Consider the following 14,878-nt stretch of genomic DNA (forward strand, 5'->3'; position numbering starts at 1 on the left):
AGCCGCACGTGCACACGCTGAGCCACGCCGACGTCAAAACCGCCGCCGACCGGATCGCCGGACACGTCCGTCCCGTCACGATCGCCCCCGGGGACGCCGACGGGGTGGCGTTCGCCCTCGAACTCATGCAGCACACCGGTTCCTTCAAGGCGCGCGGCGCGCTGAACTTCCTGCTCGCGCACCGCGAGGCCGGGACCCTGCCGGCGGCCGGGGTCACGATCGCCTCCGGTGGCAACGCGGGGCTCGCCTGCGCGTGGGCCGCCCGCGGGCAGGGCGTGCCGGCGACGGTGTTCCTGCCGACCACGGCGCCCGGTGTGAAGGTCGAGCGGCTGCGCGGCTACGGCGCCGACGTGCGGCTCGTCGGCAGCGAGTACGCCGAGGCCCTCGCCGCGTGCGACGCGTTCGCGGCGGAGACCGGCGCGCTCGCCTCGCACGCGTACGACCACCCGCTGATCGCGGCGGGCGCGGGCACCCTGCTCGAGGAGATCCAGCGGGGGCTGCCCGGTCTGGACACGGTGGTGGTCTCGGTCGGCGGCGGCGGGCTGTTCGCCGGAGTCGCCACCGCCGCCCGGGCGCACGGCGTCCGGGTGGTCGCGGTCGAGCCGGAGAACTGCCGGGCGCTGCACGCGGCGCTGGAGGCCGGCCGGCCGGTCGACGTCACCGTCGACTCGGTCGCCGCGGACTCGCTGGGGGCCCGCCGGGTCTCGGCCGCGGCCCTGGACGCGGCCCGCGAGGACCACGTCCGCTCGGTCCTGGTGAGCGACGCCGACATCGTGCGGGCCCGCCGCGTGCTGTGGGACGACCGCCGTCTCGTGGTCGAGCACGCCGCCGCCACGGCCCAGGCCGCGCTGGGCACGGCCTACCGCCCGGAGCCGGGCGAGCGGGTCTGCGTCGTCCTCTGCGGCTCGAACACCGACCCGTCCGACCTGGTGGACCCGCGGCGGTAGGCCGCGTCCCCGGGCGTCACTCGAAGCGCGTCGGGTCGCCCGCCCCGCGCCGTACGATCTCGGCCTCGCCGCTGGAGAAGTCGACGACCGTCGTGGGTTCGGTGCCGCAGTCGCCGGAGTCCACCACGGCGTCGAGGACGTGGTCGAGCCGCTCCTTGATCTCCCAGCCCTGGGTCAGCGGCTCGGCCTCGTCGGGCAGGAGCAGGGTGCTGGACACCAGGGGCTCGCCGAGCTCGGCGAGCAGGGCGCGGGTCACGTTGTGGTCGGGGATGCGGACGCCGACGGTCTTCTTCTTGGGGTGCATCAGGCGGCGCGGGACCTCCCGGGTGGCCGGCAGGATGAAGGTGTAGCTGCCCGGGGTGGACGCCTTGATCGCCCGGAACACGTCGTTGTCGACCTGCACGAACTGGCCCAGCTCCGCGAAGTTCTCGCACACCAGGGTGAAGTGGTGCCGGTCGTCGAGGTGCCGGATCGACTTGATGCGCTCCACGGCGTCGTGGTTGCCGAGGCGGCAGCCCAGCGCGAAGCAGGAGTCGGTGGGGTACGCGATGAGGGCGCCGGCCCGGAGGCTGTCGACCACGGTGCCGATGGTGCGGGCCTGCGGGGTCTGCGGATGAACGTCGAAGTACTTCGCCATCGTCCGACCCTACGGGAATCCCTCCCTCCGGGTGGAACGCGTCGCCCTCCGGGACCGCTCGGGTCCCGGAGGGCGACGTTCGCTCGGAGGGGGTCAGGCCTGGACTACCAGGTGCCCGCCGAGGACTGCCAGCTCTTCCACGGGTTCTCGAAGCCTCCGTCGGCGCGCGCCTTGAAGGTGTTCGCCGCGGTGCCGCCGAGAGCGTCGTTGTACATGATCGCGATGTCCTCGCGGCCGTCGTGGTCGGTGTCGCCCGAGACCGGGAACGACGCCTCCTGGACGTGCCAGGTGCCCTCGGGCGCCTGCCAGCTGCGGAAGTCCTCGTTGAAGGTGCCGTCCGTCTTGCTGGTCATGGTGAACAGCGAGGAGTTGCCGTAGCCGTAGTCGTACATCACGGCCAGGTCGGCGCGGCCGTCGCCGTTGTAGTCGCCGGCGGTGGGCTTGGAGCGCCACCACTCCCACAGGCCGGGGTTCTTGTGCCAGGCCGCGACCGTCGTGGCGAAGCCGCCGTCGGCCTTGCTCGGGAGGGTCCACGCGGTGACCGAGCCGTCGTTGTAGCCGTAGAGGCCGACGAGGTCGTCACGGCCGTCGCCGTTGAAGTCGCCACCGACGAACTTCGTGTTCCCCTGGCACCAGTTGCCGGCGCCGGAACGCCAGCTGCCGAAGATGTTGTTGAAGGAGCCGTCCGCCTTCGACAGGAAGGTGTACGCGCCGGTGTCGCAGTTGCCGTGGTCGTACAGCATGACCACGTCGTCCCGGCCGTCGCCGTTGTAGTCGCCGGCGACCAGCTTGCCCTTGGTGGCGTCCCAGCCGCCGGGGCCCGTGTACGCGCTGCGCGGGACCTGGACGAAGGTGCCGTCGGCCTGGCCCAGGAAGGTGAACATGCCGTTGGCGCCGTCGCCGTAGCCGTACAGGGCGGCCAGGTCGTCGCGGCCGTCGCCGTTGAAGTCGCCGGAGACCCACTGGGACTGCGAGACCCGCCAGTTCCAGGCGCCGCTGCTGTAGGCGGTCACGGGGGCGGCGAAGCCGCCGTCCGCCTTGGCGGCGTGCGTGTACAGGGCCATCGCGTCGCTGCCGTAGTCGTAGACCGTGGCCAGGTCGGCGCGGCCGTCGCCGTTGAAGTCGCCCGAGAGCTCCTTGCGCAGGGTGTCGGTGCGGTCGGACCAGTGGTGCTCGGCGGTGGCGCCGGTCGAGCGGTTGTGGCGGATGTAGCCGTTCTGGAAGTCGGTCCGGGGACCGCCCGCCACGTCGTACTCCTCCGACTGCGGGTAGCCGAGCCAGCCCTTTCCTCCGCCCAGCTCCAGCCACTTGTTGCGGATGCTGCCCCACACGCCCCAGGCCTGGCCCGTGGTGCTGGTCCAGTAGATGGAGCGGGAGTCGGCGGTGTCGGTGCGGCGGCGGAAGTTGTTGTACCGGCCGATGCCGTCGTCGACGTTGGTCTCGTCGGTGGTCGGGTAGCCGAAGCCGGACGGGCCGCCCAGCTCCAGGTACTTCTTGTAGATGGTGCCGTGGATGGAACGGCCGCCGAAGTCGTACGTCCAGTAGATGGCGCCGGCGCCGCCGGAGCCGCTGAACGTGGTGACCCAGGCGTCGCTCTCGAAGGTGGTCGACTCGTCGGAGGTCGGGTATCCGAGGAAGCCCGCCTCGGCGCCCAGCGACTTCCAGTAGTCGCGGATGCCGTTCTGGATCAGCCAGGCGCCGGTGTTCGGGTGCCAGAAGATGGAGGCGTTCTCACCGTTGACGCCGTTCGCGCGGAAGCCCGCGTACCGTCCCAGGCCGTCGGCCGGGACCAGGACGTCCGTGGTCGGGTAGCCGTAGCCGCCCGGGCCGCCCTTCGCCAGGTACTTGGCCAGGATCGGGCCGCACAGGGAGTGCGTGCCGGTCGCGGCCGAGGTGAAGCTCTGGCACTCGGACCAGGGGGTGCCGCCGAGCACCAGCTTGCGGCCCGTACCAAAGGAGGAGCCGCCGCTGAGGGCGCGGCCCGGGAACTCGGTGATCTCGCCGGTGGCGTCGCGCGACCACAGGTCGGCGAAGCCGTTGCCCTCGAAGTCGCCGTTGCTCTCCAGGTGCTGCGGCGAGGTGAAGCCGGTCGCGATCGCGGTGGAGCGGACCGTGGCGTCGCCGTACACGGCGAGGTCGGCGACGGTACCCGAGGAGGTGTCGGTGGCGACGCGGCTGGTGTACTGGTGGATCTTGCCGGTCGTCCGGTCGCGGGCCCAGATCTCCGGCAGCGCGTCGCCGTTGAGGTCACCGGGGGCGATGAGGCTCATGTTCTGCCAGTCGGCGTTGCCGAGCAGGATCGGCGGACGGAAGCCGTTCTCGGTCACGTCGAGGTAGGCACCGGTCGAGCCGAGGTAGAGGTACAGCTCCGCGCCGGCCTTGACGAGCAGGTCGGGCTGGTCCGCGTCGTCGACCTTGCCGTCCTTGGAGTCGTCGTCGACGCTGCCGATGACGAGGGCCTGGTCGGCCTGGGCCCAGTGGTCGTTCTCGGACATGGCGGTGGCCAGCGGGATGCGGTTGGCGTCCACCGGCTGGAGGTCGCCGTCGCCGTTGCCCGGGTAGACGACCAGGTCCTTGCGGCTGCCGTCGGGTGACGGGCGCAGCGCGACGAGGTCCTCGTAGTAGTCGTTGTTCCAGCTGCCCCGGTGGGACAGGGACACGGCGTCACCGAACGGGCCGCGGTTGCCGAGCTTCTTGGACAGGTCGAAGGTGCCGTCGCCCTTGCCGGGGTGCATCCACAGCTGGCCGGAGCCCGGGTCGACGCTCCAGATGTCGACGGAGCCGTCGCCGTTGAGGTCGCCGGGCTTGTCGCGGGTGGGCTTGCGCTTGGCGTAGAAGAGGTACGCCTTGAGGTCGGACCGGTTGCTCGCGCCGTCGAGGCTGCGCACGAACAGGGTCTGCGGGCCGGTCGTGGACGGGGTGTACTCCACCGACGCCTCACCGCCCGCCTGGCTCGGTGCCACCTCGCGCACCTTCGGGTCGGACTCCGTCCACCACTGGTACTTCACGACGTCGGACTCGCCGTTGGCGTTGAAGGTGAAGGTGCCCTTGGTGCGGGCCTGGGAGGTGTTGTCCGGCTCGTTCTCGGGGTACTGCACCGAGCTCACCTTGGGCGGGTGGCCGGGGCGGGTCGCGTCGATGCTGAACACGCACTGGCCCGCCCAGGGGCCGGCCGCGTAGTCGTCGAGTCCGCGGACGTCCCACCGGTAGGTGCCGGTGGGCAGCTCGGCGGCGGGGATGCGCACCTGGGCGACGTTGCCGCTGGCGACCCACACCTGGGGCCGCTTGATGGTGCCCCAGTAGTCTTTGTCGTTCCAGTAGTTGAACTCGGCGCGGATGCTGTTGTCGTCGGCGTCCGAGACGCGGGCGCGGAGCACGACCTCGTCGGTGGTGCCGATCATCCCGCCGCCACAGGACACCGAGGGGTCGGAGCCGCGCTCACCGACGGCGTCCGGCACGGTGTTGTACTGGGTGGATATGCGGGCGCTGTCCGGGTTCATCTTGCGCCAGGACACGTCGACGGTGTCGTTGGCGGACTTGAGGCCCATGGTCCAGGCCGGCCAGTGCCAGCGGGCCGCGTCGGCGACCGCGGAGGTGACGTTGAGCTCGATCAGGTCGCCGTCGCCGGGGCAGTTGCGCCCGCCGAAGGACTGGCCCGAGGAGTCCACCATGCGCTTCCAGGCGGGCTGGTTGTTCCAGGTGGTGCCGCCGCCGATGCCGTCGGTGTCCCAGATCTGGATGTCACCGGACTTGCAGCTCCAGGAGCCCGCGTACTTCTGCTGGATGCGGAAGGTGGACGAGAGGATCTGCTTGTCCCACAGGGCGCCCATGCCGACCTGGAAGAAGGTCTTCGCGCAGACGACCGCGTAGTTGTTCGCGGAGTCCTTGGCGCAGCCGACGCGGGCCTCCTTGCTGAGGGTGCCGCCGTTCCAGTAGTTGGTGTTCGCCGAGTTCGGGAAGGAGTTGTGCTTGTACGCGAGGGCCCACGACGACTTCCAGTCGTCGCGCCACTGGGGGTCGATGACGACCGGGTAGGTGGTGCCGGGAGCGGTCAGCAGCTTCCGGTCGGGCGTGAGCGTGAGGGTGTCACCCTTCAGCGCGATGCCGAGGTCCGCCTGGCGGGTGCCGAGGGAGATGCCGTCGACGGCGGGGACCCGGTCGGCGACCGGGGCCTTGACCGCGGTACGGAGGGCGGTACGGGCCTGGGGCGCGGTGGTGGCCTCGGCGGCCGGCCGGTCGGCTCCGGAGTCCCACATCTGCGGCTTGGCCGAGGTGAACAGGGCCTTGCCGGCGGGGTCGAGCGCCCGCAGCTCGCCGTTGGCCTCCTTGCGGAGGGTCAGCCCCTTGCCCTTGAGGCCGAAGCCGAGGGAGGCGAGGGCCGGGTTGTCGGCGGCGGCACGGTTCTTGACGACCAGTTGGTGCGAGAAGCCGGTGACGTCGGCGGTGACCCGCAGGTCGACGCCGCGCAGGACCTCGGGGTAGACGGCGCTGTCGCCCTCGATGCGCGGGGCGGGCAGCGGCTTGGGCCAGGTCAGGGAGATGTCCCTGCCGTCCTTGCGCATGGTGACGAGCGGGGCCTTGCCGCCGCCGGAGAAGGTGAGCCCGACGCGGGTGGCGCGCGGGGTGATCCGGCCGTCGCTCTGTCGGCTCAGCCCCGTGTCCGCGGCCACCAGCTTCCCGCCGCGCAGGACGCGGATCGGGGTCAGGGCGTGGTTCTGGGTGAACGTGCCGTCCGGGTTGGCCCAGACGTCGTCGGTCTCGGTGCGCTTCGAGGGAAGCTCGACCGGCTTGCCGGCGCGCTTGGCGTCGGCGGTCGCCTTGGCGTGCAGGGCGGTCTCGGCGGCGCTCGCCGCGGTGGCGCGCTTCGGCGCTCCGGCGTTCTTGGCGCCGCTGCCCTGGTCGGCGGCGGGCGCCGCGGTGGCGGCGGTGGCCCCGGCGACGGGCAGCGTGCCGAGCAGCAGGGCGGCGAGTGTCACGGCCGCGGTACGGGCCGTTCCGCCGCGGCGGGGCGGATCGTCGACGCGGGCGAGCGTCGGGAGGGGTCTCACGGAGTGGGTCCTCGGGGGTCGGGTCGGCCACCGCGCCGGGGCGGGTGTCCGAGATCTGTTGTTCCGTCCGCTCGCCGAAGGCCGCTTTCGGCCACCTCGACGATCGGCCGTTGGCGTTCGATTATTTGTAGCAGCAGCGCGGGCCCTCGTGTGCCCGGATCCCACGCGGAGGACGGCCGGACCACACCCTGCGCGCAGCGAGGTTGACGGAGGCTCAAATTCCGCCCGTCCAGCGGACTTCTCCGCGACGACCAGTCGGTTTCTCGCTGACGCCCACTCAACTGCCACGTCGGGGGTCGTCTCGACGGCCGGGGGTTCCACTGTTAGGTTCAGCGCCGTCCCCTGACGCGTGATCATGACATGTTTCACGCTCTCTCATCTTGATCTCATGGAGTGTTCGAATCTTGAGAAGATCCAAGGCGCACGCCTGGCGTGCGCCTCTCAGGCGTGCCTGGCGGTGGCCGATACCCCTGCTGGCCCTCAGTCTGTTGACCACCGGCCTCACGCCCCTGGACGCCAGCGCGGCCCCCTCCGACCTGCGCCTCCTGGAGACGCAGCGGCTCACGAAGGTCGGCGGAGCGCCGATCACCGGGAAGCCGGCCCCCGGCCCCGCCGAGTCCCAGCGCAAGAGCTGGAAGAACGCGCCCGCCATCGCGTGGCCGAAGGCCGGTTCGGCCGAGATCACGCTGCCCGCCCCGGAGTCCGCGCCCACCGGGCAGCGGAATCCGGCCGCCCGCGGCGCTCTCGCCACCACGGCCGGCAAGCCCGGCAAGGCGGTCCGCGCGGGCGGCCTGCCCGTCACGGTCGCCGCGCTGCCGCCGCGTACCCCGGCCGCCACGGCCACGGGACGCACCGCGCGGGCCGTCAAGCCGCCGGTCACCGGGGCGGACACCGCTCCGGTCAAGGTCAAGGTCGGCCTGCTCGACCAGGCCGCGGCCCGCCGCGCCGGTCGGGCCGGCAGCCTGCTCGTGTCGGTGCAGCGCACCGACACGGGCAGTTCCTCGGCACCCGTCTCGGTCGCGCTCGACTACAACGCCTTCAAGAACGCGTACGGCGGCGGCTGGGGCTCCCGGCTGCGCTTCACCGCGCTCCCGGCCTGCGCCCTGACCACGCCGGACAAGCCGGAATGCCGGCGCGGCACCCCCGTCACCACAGTCAACGACCCGAAGACCGGGAAGCTGGTCGCCACCTTCGACGCCCCGGCCCAGCCGGCCGCCGGTGCCACGGGCGCCCTCCGCTCGATGGCCTCCGCCGGCACGCAGGCCGTGACGCTGGCCGCCACCGCGGGCGCCGACGGCGCCAACGGCACGTACAAGGCGACCTCGCTCAACCCGAGCGGCGCCTGGCAGGCCGGCGGCTCCGCGGGCGACTTCTCCTGGTCGTACCCGCTGGACATCCCCGCCTCGCTCGGCGGCCCCAGCCCGTCGCTGACGCTCGGTTACTCCAGCTCGACCATCGACGGCCGGACCTCCGCCTCCGCCCAGCAGACCTCCTGGGTCGGCGACGGCTGGGACCTGGCCTCGAACTACATCGAGCGGTCCTACGTCCCGTGCAGCCAGGACAAGCGGCCGAACTCCGGGTACAACAACCCGAAGGACGACACCGGCGACCTCTGCCACGGCGCCCCGATGGTCACCCTGTCGCTGAACGGCGGCTCCACCCAGCTCGTCCTGGACGACACCACCAAGAAGTGGCGTCCGGCCAAGGACGACGGCTCCCGGGTCGAGCTGCTCCAGGGTGCCCAGAACGGGGACAAGGAGGGTGACCACTGGCGGTTCACCAACCCCCAGGGCATCCAGTTCTACTTCGGACTCAACCGGGTCCCCGGCTGGACCACGGGCAAGCCGCTCACCAACTCCGCCTGGACCGTCCCGGTCTACGGCAACCACCCCGGCGAGCCCTGCTACAACACCACCTTCGCGAACGCCGCGTGCGACCAGGCCTACCGCTGGAACCTCGACTACGTCGTGGACCCGCGCGGCAACGCCATGACGTACTGGTACGAGAAGGAGACCAACTGGTACGGCTCCAACTACCAGATCGCCGGCGGCTCGACCGCCCGCTCCTACGACCGGTCCGGCTGGCTCGACCACATCGCGTACGGCCTGCGCAGCGACGCCCTGTTCGCCGAGCCCCCGGCCCAGGTCGACTTCGAGGTCCTCGAACGCTGCCTGGCCACCGCGGACTTCGACTGCGCCCCGGGCAAGCTGAAGCCGGACGTCGACTGGAACATCGCCAAGCAGTGGCCGGACACCCCCGGCGACCAGCTGTGCGCCTCGGGCGAGGAGTGCAAGGGCCGGTTCACCCCGACCTTCTTCACCCGCAAGCGCCTGGCCGAGGTCACCACCACCGTCTGGAACGGCACCGAGCGCAAGCCGGTCGACACCTGGAAGCTCACCCAGGACTTCCCGATGACCGGTGACGGCACGGACTACCCGCTGTGGCTGTCCGAGATCCGGCACACCGGCCGCAACGGCTCCGACCTCCCGCTGCCGCCCGTGAAGTTCCGCGGCAAGCAGCTCGACAACCGGGTCGACGGCGCGGCCGACGGCAAGCCGCCGTACAAGCGCTACCGCGTCGAGGCCATCGACACGGAGACCGGGTCGACGATCCTGGCGCACTACGCCGACACCCAGTGCTCCACCACCGCCCTGCCCTCGTCTCCCGAGACGAACAAGATGCGGTGCTACCCGGTGATCACGGAGATCCCGGACCCGAACGACCCGGCGCGCGAGCGCAAGCTGTACGTCACCGACTGGTTCCACAAGCACGTCGTCGACTGGGTCCAGGAGGAGGACCGCAACGGCAACTCGCCGACGCGGCGCACCGAGTACCAGTTCCTCGGCGACCCGGCGTGGGCCTACGACGACGAGACCGAGATGATGCGGCCCAAGACCCGCACCTGGTCCCAGTGGCGTGGCTACGAGCGGGTCCGCACCCTCATCGGCATGGCGCCGGACCGGCGCTCGCAGACCGAGACGCTGTTCTTCCGCGGCCTCGACGGCGACCGGGCGACGCCCACGGGCGGCACCCGCTCGGTCAAGGTCAAGGACTCCGAGGGCAACGAGGTCCCGGACCACCGCCTCTTCGCCGGCCAGACCCGCGAGGTCCTGGCGTACGACGGCGAGGGCGGCCCGCTGGAAGCGGCCACCACGTACACCCCGTGGCTGCACGGCCCCACGGCCACCCGGCTCCGCAAGGGCGCGGTGCCCGAGGAGGACATCGAGCCCCAGCAGTCGTACGTCCAGCAGACCAGCGACGTGGCCTCCCGCATCCTGCTCTCCGACGGCCGCGGCTGGCGCCGCACGGCGATGCACACCGAGTACGACGACCGCGGCTTCGCCCAGTCGGTCTCGAACCGCGGTGACATCGCGGACCCGTCGGACGACAGCTGCACGCGCTACGAGTACGACGAGGACGCGGCGCGCTGGATCATCGCGCGGCAGAAGCGCGTGGAGTCGGTCGCGAAGGCGTGCGACGCGACCGACGTCGCCCGCCCGGCGGACGTGACGTCGGACGTGCGGATGCACTATGACGCCGCCGGCAACGTGCAGTCCACGGAGTCCCTTTCGGACTACGCGAACGGCAACCCCGTCTACACCACGGACGGCAGCGCCGAGTACGACGCGTACGGCCGCCCGACCGCGACCACCGACGTCTTCGGCAAGATCACCCGGACCGCGTACACGCCGGCCTCCGGTCAGATCGTGACGAAGGTCGTCACGACCAACACCCTGGGCCACACCAAGACCACGGAGACCGACCAGGGCCGCGGTTCGGTCCTGGTGGAGACGGACGCCAACGGCCGTAAGCAGGTCATGCGCTACGACCCGCTCGGCCGGCTCCTCAAGGTCTGGTCCCCGGACCGCGACCCGCTGAGCAAGTCGCCGGACGGCGAGTTCTCGTACGACGTCCGCACCGACGGCCCGGTGGTCATCACCAACAAGGCCCTGCTGGACGACGGCACCTACCGCACCAGCTACGACATCTACGACGCGAGCCTGCGCATCCGCCAGACCCAGATGGAGGCGCTGGGCGGCGGCCGGGTCGTCTCGGACACCTTCTACAACAGCCTCGGCCAGGTCTGGAAGAGCAACGGCGCCTACTACACCGAGGGCACTGCCTCGGGCGTCCAGTGGGGCCCGCGGGACAACGAGGTCCCGTCCTCGACGATGACCCAGTACGACGGCTCGGGCCGTCCGACGGCGCAGATCTCCCGCAAGTTCGGCGTGGAGACCTCCCGGACCACGACCAGCTACGGCGGCGACAACATCACCGTCGACCCGCCGAAGGGCGAGACCCCGACGCGGGCGTTCCTGGACGGCCTCGGCCGCAAGACGGAGCTGCGCTTCTTCAAGGCGGACTCGCCGACGGGGGCGTACGACACGACGCGGTACTCCTACAACCAGCGCGGCATGCTGGCATCGGTCGTCAACCAGGCCGGGGACCGATGGTCCTGGGAGTACGACCTCCGCGGGCGGAAGGTCAAGCAGACCGACCCCGACAACGGCTCGTCCACGCTGAAGTACGGCCAGGGCGACCGTCTCGAGTCCATGACCGACGCCCGGGGCAAGACCGTCGCGCCCGAGTACGACGTGCTCGGCCGGGTCGTCGCCACGCACGAGGACTCGGTGACGGGTCCCAAGCTGACGTCGACCACGTACGACACGCTGCCCGGGGCCATCGGCCTCCCGGTCTCCTCCACGCGCTACGACCGCGGCAACGCCTACACGACGCAGATCACCGGCTACGACACGGAGTACCGCCCGACCGGGTCGAAGATCACGATCCCGGCCTCGGAGGGCGCGCTCGCCGGAACGTACAGCTTCTCCACCGGCTACCGGCCGAACACCGGTCTGACCGCGTGGACGATGCAGCCGGCGGCGGGCGGTCTGCCCAGTGAGATCACCACGCAGACGTACAACCACTTCGAGCTGCCCACCGTCATGGGCATCGGAGGGAAGGCGTTCGTCGGCAAGGTCGACTACTCGCCCATGGGCGACGTGATGCGCACGGAGACGGGGCCGGCCGGCTCCCAGGTCTACACGACGAACTTCTACGACGAGCAGACCCGCGAGGTGCTGCGGACCGTCAACGACCGTGAGGTGTCACCGAGCCGGATCAACGACACGACGTTCGAGCGTGACGACGTCGGCAACATCCTGAAGATCACGGACAAGGAGGGGTCGGAGGGCACCGCCGACGTCCAGTGCTTCACGTACGACTACCTGCGCCGGATGAACGAGGCGTGGACCGCCTCGGACGACTGCGCCGCCAAGCCCGGCTCGTCCGGACCGGGTTCCACCCCGTCGGTGGGCGGCCCGAACCCGTACTGGTCCTCGTACAGCTTCGACGCGGCGGGCAACCGCACGAAGGAGGTCCAGCACTCCCCCACGGGTGACCTCACGAAGGACGTCACCCGCAGCTTCGTCTACGGCACTGCCGGCCAGGCCCGTGCCAACCAGCTGCAGCGGGTCGACACGACCGGCCCGGGTGGCTCGCGCACCGAGTCGTACACGTACGACGAAGCGGGCAACACACGCAGCCGGACCATCCAGGGCGACACCCAGACCCTGGACTGGGACGTCGCGGGCAGGCTCGCGAAGGTCACCAAGGGCTCCGATTCGACCGAGTTCGTCTACGACGCCGGCGGCGGCCGCCTGATCAAGCGAGAGAAGACCGGCACCACGCTGTACCTGCCCGGCACCGAGGTCAAGCTGACCACGGCGGGCAAGCTGGAGGGCACGCGCTACTACGCCCACCCGGCGGGCCCCAGCATGGTCAAGACGGCGAAGGACGGCGTGATCACCACGTCGTACCTGATGGGCGACCAGAACGGCACGGCCACCACGGCCGTGGACACGTCGACGTCGGCCATCACGCGTCGCAAGTACACCCCCTTCGGCGAGGTGCGCGGCACGGCGCCCTCGGTGTGGCCGGGCAGGAAGGGATTCGTCGGCGGAGAGGTCGACGAGTCCACGGGCCTGGTCCATCTGGGCGCTCGGGAGTACGACCCGGGGACGGGCCGCTTCCTGTCGGTCGACCCCGTGGTCGACTACAACGAGCCCAAGCAGATGAACCCGTACGCCTACGCGAACAACTCGCCGGTGACGTACGCGGACCCGAGCGGTCTCTCGATCGCCCCGCCCGTGATGCCCGTCATGGACTTCACGGCGGCGGAAGAGGCCTGGGCCAAGATGGTCCAGGGCAAGAGCGCGCTGGACGTCGCCCTCGAGGTCGCCATCGGCATCCTCAAGGACGTCTCCGGCTACAACGACATCAAGGCCTGCCTCGGCGGCGACGGCTGGGCCTGTGCCGGTCTCGCCCTCGACGCGGCGCTCCCCTTCGCGGGCCGTGCCAAGCGCATCCTGAAGGCACTCGACCGCGCGTGGGAGGCCTTCAACAGCTGGGCCTCGAAGCTGGCTCTGGCCCGCGACATCATGCGCAAGGTCGAGCGCTACCAGCAGGCCATGGCCAAGTACGCCGAGGATCTGGCCGAGTGGAAGCGCCAGATCGAGGAAGCCGCCGAACGCGCGAGAAAGCTGGAGGAAGAGGCCGCGGCGGCCCGAAGAGCCGCCCAGGAGGCGGCGGCCGCAGCCGCCAAGAAGGCCGACGAGGCCGCGGCGACGGCGGCGAAGCAGGGGAAGTCCTCGGCCCAGAAGGCGAAGAAGGCGGACGGCGACGGCAAGTCGTCGAAGTCCTCGGAGTCCAAGAAGGCCGACGAGCCGAAGAAGTCGGGTGGCAAGGAGACCGACAGCGGCGGTTCGAGCGGGTGCAACAGCTTCGTGCCGGGCACCGAGGTCCTGATGGCCGACGGGTCGGCCAAGCCCATCGAGGAGATCGAGCTCGGCGACGAGGTCGTGACCACCGACGAGAAGACGGGGGCCACGAAGAACCGGCCTGTCGTCGCCCGGATCATCGGCGAGGGCCAGAAGAACCTCGTCGAGATCACGATCGACACCGACGGCGCCCAAGGCGACGCCAAGGAGAAGATCACCGCGACCGACGGTCACCCCTTCTGGGTCCCGTCGCTGCACAAGTGGCTGAAGGCAACGGACCTCGAGGCCGGCGAGTGGCTCCGCACCTCGTCCGGTACCTGGGTCCAGGTCACCGAGGTCAAGCGGTGGACCCAGCACAAGCGGGTCCACAACCTCACCGTCGCCGACCTCCACACGTACTACGTGCTGGCGGGAACCACCCCGGCTCTCGTCCACAACGACTCCTGCCCGACGGAGCGCGACCCGTACTCGTCCGAGCACACGGAAGCGCGACAGAAGCAGAACGCCAGCAACTGGGGCAAGATCCCGAAGGAAGTCCACCAGACCGTCAACGGTGTGGAGAGCGGCTCGATCCCCCAGCGGATCAGCGGCGGCGCGCTCGACTGGTTCGACGCCCGCTACAAGTCCGGCAACGTCTGGAAGTACAACACCAACCACGAGTGGTACGGCGCGACCATCTACACCGGCTCGGCCGGTGAGAACACGCTGACACGTATCCTGGTCCGCCAGGACGGTGTCGTCGGATACGTACTCGGACACGACTACAACAACATCTTCGAGTACGGATATGCCGGACGATTGCCCGGCAGATGGAACAGACCCCCACAGAATTGGTACAGCACACACTCATGAGATCTCTAGCCGCGGCGGGGCTGCGGCTGGTGGAAGGGTGGGATGAGCCCGAAGGGCTCGTCCCACCCCTCGTCACCGGCCAGGCCCCGGGCTGCCCACCGGAGGACGGCCGCGTCGAGGCCATCCTGGACGTCGACGATCCTCAGCTGCACGAGAAGGCGAACGCGGACTGGTACCGGCTGTCTGTCGAAGGAGGTCTGTTCTCCGAGACCGACCGCAGGTTCCTGCTCCCGCTCCGCCTTGAGGAGAACGCGCCGTCCCGCTGGCACTGCGTCGAGTTGCAGAGCGAGTGGGACATCATGGGCGCGGGTGCCGCCGCGCTGCTCGGCAGCGCGCCGTGCCGCCCCGAGTTCCGCATGCTCTCTCTCGACGGGAACGTGCTGTGTTTCGCCACGACGTGGGAGCACGCGATCAGCACCTCGGTGCTGATCGCGCCGCATCGTTCGCAGGTCCTCCGGCGGTTCGCCGCCTGGGTGGCCGACGGAGCGATGGACGAACCGGATGAGCCCCCGTTGAGTCCAGCGGCACGCCGCTGGCTCGACAGCCATCCGGAGGCACGGCCCTAGCGGCACGGCCCGGACCGCAGCCCCTGCCGGGATCCCGGCAGGGGCTGCG

Annotated in this window: 5 protein-coding genes; 3 read left to right on the plus strand and 2 right to left on the minus strand. The window is 70.7% G+C overall.

All coding sequences use genetic code 11. The features are described from left to right. Positions 1-8 precede the first annotated feature (8 nt). Entirely contained in the window at positions 9-947 is a 939-nt protein-coding gene (locus ACZ3ZE_RS07315; protein ID WP_361624326.1) for a threonine/serine dehydratase, read from the plus strand. Between the two features lie 16 nt (positions 948-963). Here ACZ3ZE_RS07315 and ACZ3ZE_RS07320 read toward each other — a convergent pair whose 3' ends face one another. Both ACZ3ZE_RS07320 and ACZ3ZE_RS07325 read right to left on the minus strand, forming a co-directional pair. Then, complete coding sequence (locus ACZ3ZE_RS07320) at positions 964-1,584, minus strand: L-threonylcarbamoyladenylate synthase (protein ID WP_467257849.1); 621 nt, start codon at positions 1,582-1,584, stop codon at positions 964-966. Positions 1,585-1,688: 104 nt separating this feature from the next. Next, positions 1,689-6,632, minus strand: coding sequence for an FG-GAP-like repeat-containing protein (locus ACZ3ZE_RS07325; RefSeq protein ID WP_467257852.1), 4,944 nt, complete (start codon positions 6,630-6,632; stop codon positions 1,689-1,691). A 488-nt stretch (positions 6,633-7,120) separates the two neighbouring features. Between ACZ3ZE_RS07325 and ACZ3ZE_RS07330 the strand changes: the two genes are divergently transcribed. Together ACZ3ZE_RS07330 and ACZ3ZE_RS07335 are read left to right on the plus strand one after the other, a co-directional pair. Then, positions 7,121-14,263 carry a polymorphic toxin-type HINT domain-containing protein gene (locus ACZ3ZE_RS07330; RefSeq protein ID WP_467257855.1) on the plus strand — a complete coding sequence of 2,381 codons (7,143 nt, stop codon included), beginning with the start codon at positions 7,121-7,123 and terminating at the stop codon, positions 14,261-14,263. Beyond that, entirely contained in the window at positions 14,260-14,829 is a 570-nt protein-coding gene (locus ACZ3ZE_RS07335) for a hypothetical protein (RefSeq protein ID WP_361170471.1), read from the plus strand. The genes ACZ3ZE_RS07330 and ACZ3ZE_RS07335 overlap by 4 nt, the downstream gene beginning before the upstream one ends. Positions 14,830-14,878 lie beyond the last annotated feature (49 nt).

The organism is Streptomyces sp. NPDC023157 (genome assembly GCF_055560575.1).

Excerpts from the sequence above, each read along its gene's own strand:
- ACZ3ZE_RS07335 (WP_361170471.1), top strand. The coding sequence starts at position 14,260 with ATGAGATCTCTAGCCGCGGCGGGGCTGCGGCTGGTGGAAGGGTGGGAT.
- ACZ3ZE_RS07320 (WP_467257849.1), bottom strand. The coding sequence starts at position 1,584 with ATGGCGAAGTACTTCGACGTTCATCCGCAGACCCCGCAGGCCCGCACC.